Annotated in this window: 13 protein-coding genes; 1 reads left to right on the plus strand and 12 read right to left on the minus strand. The window is 62.7% G+C overall.

Going from position 1 to position 15,130, the window contains the following annotated elements:
- Window positions 1–223: 223 nt before the first annotated feature.
- From Q6A47_RS07505 to Q6A47_RS07520, 4 genes are all read right to left on the minus strand, one after another.
- Window positions 224–1,303, minus strand: coding sequence for a polyamine ABC transporter substrate-binding protein (locus Q6A47_RS07505; protein ID WP_304483790.1), 1,080 nt, complete (start codon window positions 1,301–1,303; stop codon window positions 224–226).
- 56 nt (window positions 1,304–1,359) lie between these two features.
- Entirely contained in the window at window positions 1,360–1,701 is a 342-nt protein-coding gene (locus Q6A47_RS07510; protein WP_029613627.1) for a cupin domain-containing protein, read from the minus strand.
- 33 nt (window positions 1,702–1,734) lie between these two features.
- On the minus strand, window positions 1,735–3,141 hold the full coding sequence (locus Q6A47_RS07515) for an NAD(P)/FAD-dependent oxidoreductase (protein ID WP_304483793.1): 1,407 nt from the start codon (window positions 3,139–3,141) through the stop codon (window positions 1,735–1,737).
- Window positions 3,142–3,208: 67 nt separating this feature from the next.
- Window positions 3,209–4,033 (minus strand): helix-turn-helix domain-containing protein, encoded by an 825-nt coding sequence (locus Q6A47_RS07520; RefSeq protein WP_304483794.1) that lies wholly within the window; start codon window positions 4,031–4,033, stop codon window positions 3,209–3,211.
- A 228-nt stretch (window positions 4,034–4,261) separates the two neighbouring features.
- On the opposite strand from Q6A47_RS07520, the gene Q6A47_RS07525 reads away from it, so the two are divergent.
- Window positions 4,262–5,197 (plus strand): hypothetical protein, encoded by a 936-nt coding sequence (locus tag Q6A47_RS07525; protein WP_304483796.1) that lies wholly within the window; start codon window positions 4,262–4,264, stop codon window positions 5,195–5,197.
- 284 nt (window positions 5,198–5,481) lie between these two features.
- On the opposite strand, the gene Q6A47_RS07530 is transcribed toward Q6A47_RS07525, so the two are convergent.
- From Q6A47_RS07530 to Q6A47_RS07565, 8 genes are all read right to left on the minus strand, one after another.
- A complete protein-coding gene (locus Q6A47_RS07530) occupies window positions 5,482–6,312 on the minus strand; it encodes an MBL fold metallo-hydrolase (RefSeq protein WP_304483797.1) in 831 nt (276 codons plus the stop codon).
- 306 nt (window positions 6,313–6,618) lie between these two features.
- Window positions 6,619–7,473, minus strand: coding sequence for an alpha/beta fold hydrolase (locus Q6A47_RS07535; protein ID WP_304483798.1), 855 nt, complete (start codon window positions 7,471–7,473; stop codon window positions 6,619–6,621).
- 596 nt (window positions 7,474–8,069) lie between these two features.
- Window positions 8,070–9,038, minus strand: a complete 969-nt coding sequence (locus Q6A47_RS07540; protein ID WP_304483799.1) for a peptide ABC transporter ATP-binding protein — start codon at window positions 9,036–9,038, stop codon at window positions 8,070–8,072.
- Window positions 9,038–10,006 carry an ABC transporter ATP-binding protein gene (locus Q6A47_RS07545; protein ID WP_039575545.1) on the minus strand — a complete coding sequence of 323 codons (969 nt, stop codon included), beginning with the start codon at window positions 10,004–10,006 and terminating at the stop codon, window positions 9,038–9,040. Before Q6A47_RS07545 ends, Q6A47_RS07540 begins: the two co-directional genes overlap by 1 nt.
- A gap of 10 nt (window positions 10,007–10,016) precedes the next feature.
- Window positions 10,017–10,943 carry an ABC transporter permease subunit gene (locus Q6A47_RS07550; protein ID WP_029613623.1) on the minus strand — a complete coding sequence of 309 codons (927 nt, stop codon included), beginning with the start codon at window positions 10,941–10,943 and terminating at the stop codon, window positions 10,017–10,019.
- A gap of 10 nt (window positions 10,944–10,953) precedes the next feature.
- Window positions 10,954–11,964 carry an ABC transporter permease subunit gene (locus Q6A47_RS07555; protein ID WP_039575547.1) on the minus strand — a complete coding sequence of 337 codons (1,011 nt, stop codon included), beginning with the start codon at window positions 11,962–11,964 and terminating at the stop codon, window positions 10,954–10,956.
- Window positions 11,965–12,037: 73 nt separating this feature from the next.
- Window positions 12,038–13,633, minus strand: coding sequence for an ABC transporter substrate-binding protein (locus tag Q6A47_RS07560; RefSeq protein ID WP_304483801.1), 1,596 nt, complete (start codon window positions 13,631–13,633; stop codon window positions 12,038–12,040).
- Between the two features lie 68 nt (window positions 13,634–13,701).
- On the minus strand, window positions 13,702–15,084 hold the full coding sequence (locus Q6A47_RS07565; protein ID WP_304483802.1) for an OprD family porin: 1,383 nt from the start codon (window positions 15,082–15,084) through the stop codon (window positions 13,702–13,704).
- Between the last annotated feature and the right edge of the window lie 46 nt (window positions 15,085–15,130).

Genomic DNA, 15,130 nt, shown 5'->3' on the forward strand with positions numbered 1-15,130 from the left:
CGGCCGGCCCCCCCCCCCCCCCCCCCCCCCCCCCCCCCCCCCCCCCCCCCCCCCCCCCCCCCCCCCCGCCCCCCCCCCCCCCCCCCCCCCCCCGACTCAGAGCTGCAAGCGGCAAACAAAAGCGGCAAGCGGCAAGCGGCAAGAGAAAAGCAGATCGCGTAGGGCTCTTGCTCTTGCTCTTGCTCTTGCTTGCAGCTTGCAGCTTGCAACTAGCGGCAAGCCGCTAGTTGCCCGCTTTGACGCTGGTCCAGATGCGGGTGCGCAGGCGATCGATCTTGGCGGGCATCGCTTCCAGGGCGAACAGTTTGTTCATCACATCGTCGCTGGGGTAGATCATGGTGTTGTGCTTGAGCGCCGGATCGACCAAGGCGTCGGCCTTGGCATTGCCGTTGGCGTACTGCACGTAGTTGCTGATGTTGGCCATCACCTCAGGCTCGAGCAGGTAGTTCATGTAGGCGTAGCCGGCCTTCTCGTCCGGGGCGTCGGCGGGCATGGCGACCATGTCGAACCACAGCGGCGCACCTTCCTTCGGGATCGAATAGCCCACCTTGACCCCATTCTTCGCTTCCTCGGCGCGGTTCTTGGCCTGCAATACATCGCCCGAGAAACCCACCACCACGCACACATCGCCATTGGCCAGGTCGCCTGTGTACTTGGACGAATGGAAGTAACTGATGTACGGACGAGCCTTCATCAGCAGCGCCTTGGCTTTCTCGTAATCCTCGGGTTTCTGGCTGTGGTGCGGTAGGCCCAGGTAATTCAGAGCGATGGGCAGCAGCTCCGGACCATTGTCCAGCACCGCCACGCCGCAGCTCTTGAGCTTGCTCAGGTACTCGGGCTTGAAGATCAGGTCCCAGGAATCCACTGGCGCGTCGGCACCCAGCGCGGCCTTGACCTTGTCGATGTTGTAACCGATGCCGGTGCTGCCCCACAGGTAGGGGAAACCATACTGGTTACCCGGATCGTTCACCTCGAGCACCTTGAGCAGGCGCGGGTCGAGGTTCTGCCAGTTCGGCAACTGGCTTTTGTCGAGCTTCTTCAGCGCCTTGCCCTGGATCTGCCGCGCCATGAAGTGGTTGGAGGGAAACACCACGTCGTAACCGGAGTTGCCGGTCATCAGCTTGCCATCGAGGGTCTCGTTGCTGTCGTAGACGTCGTAGGTGGGGGCGATGCCGGTGGCCTTCTGGAAATTCTTCAGCGTGTCGGGCGCGACGTAGCTCGACCAGTTGTAGATCTTCACCGAGTCGGCGGCGCTGGCCACGCCGGCCGCCAGTATCAGGGGAGCGATGAGAAGTGTGCGCATGTCCGGTTTACCTTGCTGAGTTTGTTGTTGTCGAGGAGCGGCAGGCGATCAGCGGATCAGAAAATCAACACATAGGTCTTGCGCACGGTTTCCTGAATGTCCCAGGTACCGGTGCTGTTGGCCGGTAGCATCAGGGCGTCTCCGGCTTCGATGAGCAGCGGCTCGCCACCGTCTGGCGTGAAGGTGCAGCGGCCCTTGATGAAGTGGCAGAACTCCTGTTGCACGATCTGCCGGCGCCAGCGGCCTGGGGTGCATTCCCAGATGCCGGTTTCGACGCCATCGCTGCGCTCGACGCAGGTCACCGAGGTCACGGCAACGGGTTCGCCAAGGGGCACGGCGACCGGGTTGGAAGTCTCCAGGACGGCGCGTTCTGTGTCTTTGAACTGGGTGATGCTCATGACGGCGGATTCTCGTGTGGGAGTGGGTGAAACTTAGTGCATGAAACCTTCCATGAAGTCGGCCAGGCCACTGGCCAGGTTGCGTCGCCAGGCCGGGCTGGCCGGGTCGGCGAGAACGCGGTCTTCATGGACGAAACTGCGAATGATGGCGTTGTAGCCCAGCCAGCGGCAGGGCTCGGGCGGCCAACTGGCCAGGCTCGACAGCGCCCGGTTGTCGTGCACCCAGGGCTGGGCGGTCAGTACGTTCTGCTGGCCGAGGATCAAGGCCGCCAGCGTGCGTCCGCCGAGGTTGGTGGCTCCGACGCCTTCGCCGCCATAGCCGCCCGATAGCGCCAGGCCGCGTTGACGGTCACACAGCATATGCGGGCGGAAACGCCGCGCCATGCCCAGGTTGCCGCCCCAGGAGTGGGTGATGCGCACGTGCTTCAGGTGCGGGAACAGCTCGCCGAACAGGTAGCGGCGCAACTCGATTTCGGCGTCGGTGAGATTGAAGTCTTCGCGCAGGCGACCGCCGAAGCGGTAGCCGCCGCGGGCGCCGAATACCAGGCGGTTGTCGAGGGTGCGCTGGCCGTAGGTGACCTGACGGCTGCCTTCGCTGAAGGCCTGGCCCTGGCTGAGGCCGATCTGCTCCCAGGCGGAGTCGGGCAGCGGCTCAGTGGCCACCAGCAGACTCTGCACGGGCAGTTGATGCCGCCCCAGCGGTGGCAAGCTGGCTGCGTAGCCTTCCACCGCAGGCACCACCCACTGGCAGCGCACCTTGGCCTGGGCGCTGCGCACCTCGCCACTCTGCCAATCGAGAGCCGGAGTGTTTTCGTAGATCGCCACGCCCAGGCCCGCCACCACCCGTGCCAGGCCCCGCACCAGCTTGGCCGGCTGAATCGTCGCCACATGCGGGCTGAAGATTGCGCCATAGGCATTGCTGACCCGCAGTTGTCCGGCCAGTGCCTCGGGCGTGAGCCAGCGGTAGTCGTCCTCGTTCATGCCTTGGCGGTACAGGTCGTCCAGGTAGGCACGCAGGCTACGCTCCTGCTCCGGGTAACGGGCCGCGCAGTAAATGACTCCACCCTTGCGGTAATCGCAGTCGATGCCTTCGCGCTGTAACACACGCTGCACTTCGTCGGGAATGTCGTGCAGCAGGTCGATGCTGTCGCGGCGCTGTAGCGGGGACAGTGTGGCGAGCAGACGATCCTCACCCAGCAGGTTGCCCATCAGCCAACCGCCGTTACGACCGGATGCACCGAAACCGGCCGTGTTCGCTTCAAGGATGGCGATGCGCAGGTGCGGGGCCTGGCGCTTGAGGTAATAGGCTGTCCACAGCCCGGTGTAGCCGGCGCCGATGATGCACACGTCGACATCGATGTCTTGGGCGAGGGACGGTCGCGCGTCCAGAGGCTCGTCGAGCTGGTCCATCCACAGGCTGATCGTGCGCCAGGCTTGCATCGAGTACGGCTCCCGGAAAAAAAGGTTGGGTTGTGCTCGATGCTAGTGGCAGGTCCGCTCCACTGTCTTACGTGCGTGCACGCAGAGAAATCTGCTTCACGTACGCCTTGGGAGACAGGCCGGTCTGTTCGCGAAAGCATTTGTAGAAGGCCGAGAGCGAGTTGAAGCCGGCACTGAACGCCAGTTCGTCGACCGGCGTCTGGATGTCGGTATCGCTGAGCTGAGCCAGCAGGTGCTGGAGCCGCGCCTGATTGACGTAGCGATAGAAGCTCTGTCCCAGCACCTGATTGAACAGGTAGGAGATCTGGTTACGGCTGTAGCCACTGTGCTGTGCGACCTGTTGCAGGTTGAGCTGGGGATCCAGATACGGCCGGCGCTGCTGGAAGTAGTGCTCCAAGTCCTGCGCCATGGTCCTCAACTGACGCGGCGACAAACCGAGCCGGCTAGTGGCCGGACGCGTCCGCCCACCGTTGCCCACGCGCCCGTCCTGGCGCACCAGCGTGGCATATTCGTTGACCTGCCAGATCAGCCCGTCGCGCACGGTGATCGCTTCGCTGGACTGAAAGGCCACCAGCCCATCACCGCCCTGGACCGTCACTTGGTATTGGATGAACGCCGTGCAGCCATCGACGCGAATGCGATCGCTGTGGACGATGTCTTCGCCCTGCTGGTGGGGCAGGCAGGCGGCCACGTACTCGCGCAGTTCGGCGTAGCCGAGCACGCGGTTCTGGAAGAAGTCGTGGTAACGCACCTGCGGGTGGTAAAGCGCCATCACTCCGTCCAGGTCGCGATGCTTCCAGCACAGGTGGTAGCGCAAGACGATCTGCGCAGTCAGCGGAGTCTGTTCGGGGCCGTCTATCAGCATGGGCGCGGTCATGGCGCGATAGTGCATCGTCGCTGTTCGACGGGCAAGCCCGGTGGCCGAGGTTGAGCGCATGGCACTGCATAACGCCCACCTGTTTTATCGGACTTCGGGCGTTTCGCACGATCCTAAGATTCGTCGATTCTGCAAGTCGTTGATTTATAGCGAGGTTATTTTTTGACACATCTGGCACGGGCAGTGCACCGACCCTCGTGCAAACCAACGGAAGTTTTGCTCACCTTCATAAGGCGCCGAATCATGATAACCACTGCCGATCTGCCAACCGCTGTCTCCGAGGCCCCGAATCGCTCGGGCGTTTCCTGGGCCGCCATCTTCGCCGGTGCCGCTGCTGCGGCTGCCTTGTCACTGATCCTCATCATTCTGGGCGCAGGCCTGGGCTTCGCGGCCTCCTCGCCGTGGGCGAACGAGGGGGCCAGCGCCAAGGCATTGGGCATTTCCACCATCGTCTGGCTGCTGATCACGCAGATCCTGGCCTCTGGCCTGGGTGGTTACATGGCCGGTCGTCTACGCGTGAAGTGGGCCAACTTGCACGGTGACGAAGTGTACTTCCGCGACACGGCGCATGGCTTCCTGTCCTGGGCTGTCGCGACGCTGGTCACTGCCGTGCTGGTGGTGTCCTCGGCAGGCGGTCTGGCCAGTGCGGGCGCGTCGGCCGGTGCCGCCGCTGCTTCGGGCGCCGTGGCCAGCGTGTCGATGAGCGATGACAAGAGCAAGCCGTCCGGCGCCGCCGACCCGATGGGCTACTACGTCGATCGGTTGTTCCGCAGCGAAGGCCCGGTGGGTGTGAGCGAAGATGCTGCCAACGGCGTGGCCAGCCGCATCCTGTTGCGTGGCCTGGCTGCCGACAATGGCATGTCCGCCGAAGATCGGACCTACCTGGCGCAGATGGTTGCCCAGCGCACCCGCCTGACCCAGGCCGAAGCGCAATCGCGCGTCGAGCAGGTTTATGAGGAAGCACGTCAGGATGCCGCCCAGGCCAAGCAGGCCGCTCAGCAAGCCGCTGACACTGCAGCCAAAGTAGCCGCCTGGACCGCCATCTGGACCTTCATCTCCCTGCTGTGCGGCGCCTTCTTCGCCAGCTTCGCCGCGTTGTTCGGCGGTCGCCTGCGTGACCGCGCACGTTGGATCGAAGAAGACCACCACGTTCACGCCTCGACCACCGTCGTGCGCTAATCCGCATTCACTACTGGAGAACTCATCATGCGCTCGATTCTGCTCTGGATGCTCGGCGTCCCAATTCCAGTGATCATCCTGATCGCGATCTTCATGCACTGATGTAACCGATGGAGCTGCAAAAGCAGCTCCATCGTGTTTCAAACTCATGCTGGGGGCGTTCATGTCGATGAATGCCCCACGCATGTCCTCTGAGACGCTGGTACCGATGAGCGAATGTCCATTCTCGCGTCATCCGCATCTTCCGACTCAGTCCGGGTGTGCCCCGTCATCGATCTGAACTGCTATTTCTCGATTGGCTTCCAGATGTAGTTGCCATCGTGAGTTTCGACCTTGCCAATACCTGGGAAGTCAATATGGGCGTCCGCGACCCAATAGCCTGCCTTGGGAGCCATATCCAAGGCGGCTTTTCGGGTTTTCACTGCTTGGCTTGGAGTGGTGTCGTAAATGACGGTGACTTCAGGCTCAGGAAATTGCACGGGTTCTACATGGATAACATCACCCCAGAAGAGTAGTTGGTCGTCCTGCGCTCCGATCTTGAAACCGGTGTGCCCCGGCGTATGGCCTCGCAGATCCACAGCCTCGATTCCCGGCATGACGTTGTCCCCCCACTTGAATGTGGAAACACGGCCAGCGTCCTGATAAGGCTTCAAGTAGTGTTTGACAGCAGAGAATGCGCTGGGCTTGTCCTCTTTGCCCAAGGCAGCGGATGCGTCCGACATCCAGTAGGTCAACTCCTGATCGTTGACTTTAACTACGGCGTTCTTGAATGCCCGCTGCTCTCCATTCAGAAGGCCGCCAATATGATCTGCATGCAGATGAGTCATTAACACCACATCAATCTGCTCGGGTGTGTAACCGGCGACCCTCAGACTCTCCTGCAAATGGCCCGCTGTTTTGCCGGTGAGCGTACCACCGCCCGTATCCACGAGTATCTTTTTGTCACCCGTATCCACCAGATAAACGTTGACAGATATTCCGGCGTCTTTATCCAGATTTGCTTCTTTCAGTAGCTCAGTGATCCGCTTTCCATCACCGCCTTCCAGAATCTTCATCATGTCTGCTGGTAAATAACCGTCATTTAAAGCGACCACTTTCAGTTTGCCGACGTGCATGGTGTAACTCGCAGGGGCTGCTGGAGGTGTGGCAGCAGACACCCCTCCCGAGAGGGAAAGTATAAAGACGAGGGGCCAAAGTGCAGCCTTGTTAAAAGTTGGGTATCTCATTGTCTTGCTCCTAAAGATCAAAGGACAGCGTGTCTCGCCCTGTGCAGTTGACGATCCAAGTTCGAGCCTTATTAAAGTGCGAATGTAGGCTGACGATTGCAGAGGTTTTTTTCTGCTGCTTAGTTGCTTGAAAAACACGTGAGCCGGCGTGGTTTCGCTGAGGCTGGTCAGCACCCACTCATGACTGAAGCACTCTCAGCCACGCCAGGATTCCAGAAAATCGAGCAGCAGTTTATTGACTGTCTCTGGCTGCTCTTCTTGTGGGAGGTGACCACACTGTTCAATGGCGTGTGTCTGAAGGTCGTCGGCCATTTCCGCCCATACCTTTTTCATGTCGAACAGCTTGCCAACCGCATGAAAATCCGCCCCCCATAGCGACATCACCGGGCAACTGATTTTCACTTCGGCGTCGGCCAAGTCCTGCTCAACATCCTGGGCGTTCGCACGATAGTCTGCCATGGCACCACGCACTGCCCCTGGCGCCTGGTAAGCACGCACGTAGGTGTCAAACGCTTCACCACTGATGCACGATGGATCGTACGTCCAGTCCGAGAAAAAGTGCCTGAGCCAGACCGCCTCGCGCCCACTGATGAGCGTCTCCGGTAGATCGGGTACGAGGTGGAACAAGAAGAACCAGTACGCCTTGGCGATTGAGGCGTTGAGATCGCGTGCCACGATGCGTGTCGGCACGTTATCCATGACCACCAAACGGTCAATCAAATCAGGATAATCCTTGGCGAACCGAGTGGCGACACGTGCGCCGCGGTCATGACCAACCAAGGCGACTTTCGGAATGTCGAGTGCATGAAGCAATGCTCGGATGTCGAGCGCCATGTTTCGCTTGTCATAGCCGGAGGCTGGTTTATCTGTCTCTCCATAACCTCGAAGGTCAGGCGCAATCACACGAAAATGTTTGGACAGGGCGGGGATCTGGTATCGCCAGGCGTAATGGGTTTCCGGAAACCCGTGAAGCAGGACCACGGGGACGCCTTCGCCCTCTTCCACAACGAACTGCCGTATGCCGTTTGCATGAACTGTATAGCCTTTCATCATCATACCTTTAGGGTGCGGGAGGCGGGCTTTGCGCGTAGGTCTTCTTGTGACGTAAAGACGCGACATTGTCGGTCAGATGCGCAACTGCGAGCCTTCGGATGAGTACAGACATTGATGAAATGCCGACCAGTGATGACTGTTTCATCTCGATGAGCGTATTGAAGATATTTCCAGAAGGAAAGTATTGAAAAATCGAACTGTAGATTCGTTTTATCTCAACCACGCTCTCGTTCGACTTACGCAAAACCCAGCGTCTGGATCGAGACGCCATAGTTATGCCAGTGCTTCTCCAGGCATGTTTCAATGCGCCGTCATCGGTGTAAGCTTTTTCGGATAAAGATAGAGACTTCTCCCAACACCTCAGCATCGAGCACATGGCCTGGACTGAGGTGGTCGGAGCGTTATCGAGGGGCGGTGAGATTCGCATCGGCCTGTTGGCCGTCTCTGAGTTATCGAAGTCCTGAACGTTCTGTTCGACAAGGATCGCAGCACTGGCGGCTATCCGGGGACGCTTGTCTTTCGTCAGGAGTCGTCACTGGGCAGCGTACTCTACGGCTACTTTTCGCAGCGAGGGCCGCCCAGTTTTGCAACCGTTAGAGAAACTGTTCCGCATAATGGCAGGCCACCTGCCGGGTACTGACCTGCCTGAACGCCGGCACCTCCTTGGCACATCGCTCCGTCGCATACGGGCAGCGCTTGTGAAACGCGCAGCCATCCGGCGGATTCAGCGGATTGGGCAACTCGCCGGCGATGCGAATCTTCGGTTTGAGCGGATCGGGATGAATCGCCGGCGTCGCCGACAGCAGTGCCTGGGTATAGGGATGCAGGGGTTTGTCGTAGATATCGGCCTTCGGCCCCATCTCCGCCGGTCGCCCCAGGTACATCACCAGCACCTGATCGGCCACGTGCCGCACCACCGCCAGGTTGTGCGAAATGAACACATAGGCGGTGTTGAACTCCTGCTGCAGGTCCATGAACAGGTTCAGCACCTGCGCCTGGATCGACACGTCCAGCGCCGACGTGGGCTCGTCCGCCACCAGCACCTTGGGTTGCAGCATCATCGCCCGGGCCAGGGCGATGCGCTGGCGCTGGCCGCCAGAGAACATGTGCGGGTAGCGTTGATAATGCTCGGGGCGCAGCCCCACCTGCTGCATCATCTGCTGCACCCGCTCGCGGCGCTCGGCGCGGCTGAGCGAGGTGTTGATCAACAGCGGCTCGGCCAACTGGTCGCCGATCTTCTGCCGAGGGTTGAGCGAGGCATAGGGGCTCTGGAAGACCATTTGCACGTCCCGGCGCAATTGCCGGCGCTGGGCCTTGTTGGCGCCGGCGACTTCGGTGCCGGCGATCTGCAGCGAGCCGGAGGACGGCTCCTCGATCAAGGTCAGGGCGCGGGCCAGGGTGGACTTGCCGCACCCGGACTCGCCGACCACGGCCAGCGTCTTGCCAGCCTCCAGCTCGAACGATACGCCATTGAGCGCACGCACCAGGGCATGGCCTTTGAACAGGCCACGGGACACTTCGTAATGACGGGTCAGTTCACGGGCAGACAGCACGACGCTCATCACGCCACCTCCTGGTTCAGCGGATAGAAGCAACGTGCCAGGCTGTGGGCCTGGGGATCGAGGGCCGGACGCTGGGCCCGGCAATTGTCACGCACGTAAGGGCAGCGCGGCGACAGCAGGCAGCCCTGGGGCCGGTCGTAGCGACCGGGCACGATGCCCGGCAGCGTCGCCAGGCGCTCGGCGCCCAGGCTGTGCTCGGGAATCGCCGCCAGCAGCGCTTCGCTGTAGGGGTGGGCGGGCAGGTCAAACAGTTCCGGCACCTGACCCACCTCCACCGCTTGGCCGGCGTACATCACGCAGACGCGCTTGGCGGTCTCGGCGACCACCGCCAGGTCGTGGGTGATCAGGATCAGCGCCATGTTGCGCTCGCGCTGCAGGTTGACCAGCAGTTCCATGATCTGCGCCTGGATGGTCACATCCAGCGCGGTGGTCGGTTCGTCGGCGATCAGCAGCTTGGGCTCGCCGGCAATCGCCATGGCGATCGCCACGCGCTGGCTCATGCCGCCGGAGAGTTGGTGCGGGTAAGCGTCCAGGCGGCTTTCGGGCGCCGGAATCTCGACCTTCTGCAACAGCTCCAGGGCGCGCTGGCGGGCCGCTTTGCCTTTCAGGCCCAGGTGCTGGCGCAGCACTTCTTCGATCTGGTAGCCCACGGTGTAGCTGGGGTTCAGTGCGGTCATCGGGTCCTGGAAGACCATGGCGATGTCCTTGCCCACCACCTTGCGCCGCTGTCGGGCGCTGAGCCTGAGCATGTCGGTGCCGTCGAAGGTGAGCGCGTCGGCGGTGATGCGGCCGGGCGCTTCGATCAGCCCCATCAGGGCCATCATGGTCACCGACTTGCCCGAGCCGGACTCGCCGACGATGGCGAGAATCTCGCCGGCATCCACCACAAGGTCCAGGCCGTCGACCACGGGGACGGCATCGGCGTCGCCGAAGCGCACGTTGAGGTTGTTGATCTGCAACAGTGACATGGCGTTCTCCTCAGGCGGCGTTCTTGAGTTTCGGGTCCAGCGCATCGCGCAGGCCGTCGCCCATCAGGTTGATTGCCAAGACGCTGAGCAGGATCGTCAGGCCGGGCAGGCTCACCACCCACCAGGCGCGCTCGATGTAGTCGCGCGCCGACGCCAGCATGGTTCCCCATTCCGGCGTTGGCGGTTGTACGCCCAGACCGAGGAAGCCCAGGGCCGCCGCGTCGAGGATCGCCGAGGAGAAGCTCAGGGTTGCCTGCACGATCAGCGGCGCCATGCAGTTGGGCAGCACGGTGACGAACATCAGGCGCGGCAGGCTGGCGCCGGCCAGGCGTGCGGCGGTGACGTAGTCGCGGTTCAGCTCGCCCATCACGGCGGCGCGGGTCAGGCGCACGTAGGACGGCAGCGAGACCACGGCGATGGCGATCACGGTGTTGATCAGGCCAGGGCCGAGGATGGCGACGATCGCCACGGCCAGCAGCAGCGATGGCAGCGCCAGCATCACGTCCATCAGGCGCATGATCGAAGGGCCAAGAAGACGCGGGAAGAAGCCGGCGAACAGGCCCAGCAGGATGCCTGGAATCAGCGACATCACCACTGACGACAGGCCGATCAGCAGCGACAGCCTGGCGCCCTGGATCAGCCGCGAGAGCAGGTCGCGTCCCAGCTCGTCGGTGCCCAGCACGAACTGCCAGGTGCCGCCTTCGAGCCACACCGGCGGCGTCAGCAGGAAGTCGCGGTACTGCTCGCTGGGGTTATGCGGCGCGACCCAGGGGGCGAACAGCGCGCAGAACACGATCAGGCACATGAAGGCCAGGCCTGCCACTGCGCCTTTGTTGCGCGAGAAGGCCTGCCAGAACTCCTTGTAGGGGGAGGGGTAGAGTGCGCTGTGGTCGGCGGCGGTAGCCGGCGTCGCAGCGTCGGAAATCGGATGAGACATGACGAGGTCCTCAGCGCTGATGACGGATACGGGGGTTGGCCAGGCCGTAGAGGATGTCCACCACGAAGTTGACCAGGATCACCAGGCAGGCGATGAGCAGGATACCGTTCTGCACCACGGGGTAGTCGCGGGCGCCGATGGCTTCGATCAGCCATTTGCCGATGCCCGGCCAGGAAAAGATGGTCTCGGTGAGCACCGCTCCAGCCAGCAAGGTGCCGACCTGCAGGCCGAACACGGTCAGCACCGGGATCAGCGCGTTGCGCAGGCCGTGGATGAACACCACGCGGGATGGCGACAGGCCCTTGGCGCGGGCGGTGCGGATGTAGTCCTCGCGCAGCACTTCGAGCATCGAAGAGCGGGTCATGCGCGCGATCACCGCCAGCGGGATGGTGCCGAGCACGATGGACGGCAGGATCAGGTGCATCAGCGCGTCCTTGAACGCGCCTTCTTCGTCGCTGAGCAGGGTGTCGATGAGCATGAAGCCGGTCTTCGGCTCGATGTCGTAGAGCAGGTCGATGCGCCCGGATACCGGGGTCCAGCCCAGGCTCACGGAGAAGAACATGATCAGGATCAGGCCCCACCAGAAGATCGGCATGGAGTAGCCGGCCAGGGAAATGCCCATCACCCCATGGTCGAACAGCGAGCCGCGCTTGAGCGCGGCGATCACCCCGGCGAGCAGGCCGAACACACCGGCGAACAGCAGGGCGCACAAGGCCAGTTCGAGCGTGGCGGGGAACAGCGTGGTGAACTCGTTCCACACGCTCTCGCGGGTGCGCAGCGACTCACCCAGGTCACCCTGGGCGAGCTTGCCGATGTAGTCCAGGTACTGGGCAGGCAGCGGCTTGTTCAGGCCCAGGCGCTCCATGGCCTGGGCGTGCATCTCGGGGTCGACCCTGCGCTCGCCCATCATCACTTCCACCGGGTCGCCGGGGATCAGGCGTATGAGCGCGAAGGTCAGCAAGGTGATACCGAAAAAGGTCGGAATCAGCAGACCCAGGCGCCGGGCAATAAAACTCAACATCGTCGAAGGTACCTCGTCGGGCCGGTCAAGGCGGCCGCCGGCTGCGCGAGCAGGTCGGCGGCGGTCGTTTCTTCTACTTCACCTGGGTGGTGGCGAAGTTGTTATTGGTCAGGGGACTGATGACATAGCCCTCCACGTTCTGGCGCAGGGCCGTGAACATCTTCGGGTGGGCCATGGCGATCCACGGCAGGTCGGCATCGTACACCGCCAGGGCCTGGCGATAGAGTGCTGCACGCTGCTCATTGTCGATGATCAGACGGGCTTGGGTGATCAGCTCCTGGAACTTAGGGTTGCACCAGCGCGCATAGTTCTCTCCGCTCTTGGCCGCCTCGCAACTGAGCATGGGGCCGAGGAAGTTGTCCGGGTCGCCGTTGTCGCCGGCCCAGCCGGCGGACACCAGGTCCGCTTCGCCTTTTTTCGCGCGGCGCAGCATCTCGGCCCACTCCATCACGCGGATGTCGAGCTTCAGGCCGATGTTGGCCAGGTCCGCCTGGAGCATTTCCGCCGACAGGCGCGGATTGGGGTTGGTCGGCCCGCCGCCGTTGCGGGTGAACAGGGTGAAGGTGGTGCCCTCGGGCACGCCGGCTTCCTTGAGCAAGGCGCGGGCCTTGTCCAGGTCGCGGGGCGGATTGCGGTTGTCGGTGTTGTAGCCGATCAGGGTCGGCGGGTAAGGATTGACCGCCACCAGCGCATTGCCTTTGCCGAACAGTTGATCGACATGGGTCTGGCGGTCGAAGGCGATGTTGATCGCCTGGCGCACGCGTACGTCGCTCAGGTACTTGTGCTCGGTATTGAGGGCGATGTAGCCGGTCACCAGGGCTTCGATCTCGGCCACTTTCAGCCTGGCATCGGTCTTGATGCCGGGTACGTCGTCAGGTTTGGGGTACAGGGCGATCTGACACTCGTTGGCGCGCAGTTTTTGCAGGCGCACGTTGTTGTCGGTGGCGATGGCGAACACCAGGGTTTCGCTCGGCGGCTTGCCGCGGAAGTAGTCCGGGTTGGCCTTGTAGCGGACCTGGGCGTCCTTGTTGTAGCGCTGGAAGACGAATGGGCCGGTGCCGATCGGCTTGCTGTTGAGCTCGCCGGTCTTGCCGGCCTTGAGCAATTGGTCGCCGTACTCGGCCGAGTAGATCGAGGTGAAGGCCATGGCCATGTCGCGCAGGAATGGCGCTTCGGGACGGGTGAGGGTGATGACCACGGTGTGGTCGTCGGTCTTGGTCACCGACTTGAGCAGGTCCTTGAAGGCCATGCTCTCGAAATAGGGGTAGCCGACGCTGGTCTTGTCGTGCCACGGGTGCGCGGGATCGAGCTGGCGGTTCAGGCTCCAGAGCACGTCGTCGGCGTTGAATGCGCGGGTAGGGGTGAAGTAGTCGGTGCTGTGGAACTTCACGCCCTGGCGCAGGTTGAAGGTGTAGGTCAGGCCGTCGTCGCTGATCTCCCAGCGTTCGGCCAGGGCCGGTTCGATGTCGGTGGTGCCGGGCTTGAAATCGACCAGGCGATTGAACACCGTCTCGGCCGAGGCGTCGGCGGTGACCGCCGTGGTGTACTGGACGATGTCGAACCCTTCCGGGCTCGCCTCGGTGCACACCACCAGCGGCTTGGCCGCGAGCTGACCGGCGGCGCCGAGAATGATCGCTGCCAGGGCAGCGCGTAGCGGTAGCGAATGCATGGAACCTCCCTGCGTATGTCTTCAGCGTAGACCCCATGGCCCCGCGGGTCCGGGGCATGGGGTGCGGTTCAGAGAATGTTGAATGGAATGGTGGTCACCACGCGGAACTCGTCCAGGCTGCCGTCGGCCTGGGCCTGGCTCGCCCGGTGCGCGGTGTAGGTGGCGCGGATGCTGGTGTCCTTCAGCGGGCCGCTCTGCACCGCGTAGCTGGTACCGAAGCCCCACTCGTAGTGAGTTTCGCCGTCCATGCCGCGCACGTCATAGGCGGTGCCACGGTAGTGGGTGCCGTCGATGCCCCAGCCGCGCGCGTTGTACAGGTTGAATTTCAAGCCCGGCACGCCGTATTGCGCCATGTTCAGCACATAGGCGATCTGCAGCGATTTCTCGTTCGGGCCGTTGAAGTCCGACAGCAGCGAGTTGGCCAGGTAGATGCCGTTGGTTTCGTGCAGGTAGTCGAAGTACTCGTTGCCGTTGACCTGCTGCCAGGACGCGGTGAGGGTGTGGGCCTGGTGGGTGAGGCCGAGCGACAGGCTGTAGGTGTCGTTGTCGATCTCGCCCATCTTCTTGCTGCCGGTGTCCACCGTCTTGTAGTAGTTCAGGCCGGTGTTCAGGCTCAGCACCGAACTGTCGCCCAGCACGTGGCTGGCGCCGAAGTAGTACTGGTTCCAGAAGTCGTCCACGCGCGTGGCGTACAGGCTGGTGGTCAGGCTCTTGAACGGCTGGTAGCTCAGGCCCGCGGTGCTGGCGCGGTCGGTTTCCACGCCCAGGGCGCCGTATTCGCTGCGGAACTTGCTCAGGCTCTGTTCGGTACGCGGCGAGACGCGGTCGAAGGTGCCCAGGTCGAAGGTCAGGTTGTCGAACTCGGCGCTGTGCAGGGCCACGCCCTGGAAGCTGGAGGGCAGGGCGCGGTTGCCGATGTAGGCGATCATCGGCGTGTCCAGTGACTGGCGGCCAACGGTCAGGGTGGTGTTGGAAATGCGCGCCTTGACGTTGGCCAGGCCCGCCTTGCTCCACTGGTCGACCGGATCGCCGTCGCTGTGGGTCAGGGTGCGGTTGTTCGGCCCGGCGATGGATTCGCGGTCGCGCAGCAGGGCGACGGCGTTGTAGGCCGCCACTTCGGTGGCGAAGCCGATGGTGCCCTGGGTGAAGCCGGAGCTGTAGTTGAGGATGGTGCCCTGCACCCAGTTCTCGCGGCTGTGGGTGTCGTGGCGGGTGCCGTCGCTCTTGTAGTAGCGCCACAGCGGGCCGCGCGCGGCGTGTTCGCGTGCGTACCAGTTGCGCGTGCTGCCGCTCAAGCTCTGGCCTTCGAAGAAGCCGGTGGCCTGCGCCTGGTCGCTGGCGGACTTGAGCGTGATGGGCATGTAGTCCTGGCTGGCGGGTTCGGCCTGGGCGAAGGCGCAGAAGGCGCCGACGGACAAGGCCAGTGCAGTGGTTCTGGTTCGTATCGACATGAAAGCTCCCTTTCTCTTTTCTAGTTATCAGCCGGCCTCAGGGGCC

The organism is Pseudomonas boreofloridensis, assembly GCF_030580795.1.
In the GTDB taxonomy this organism is placed as follows: domain Bacteria; phylum Pseudomonadota; class Gammaproteobacteria; order Pseudomonadales; family Pseudomonadaceae; genus Aquipseudomonas; species Aquipseudomonas boreofloridensis.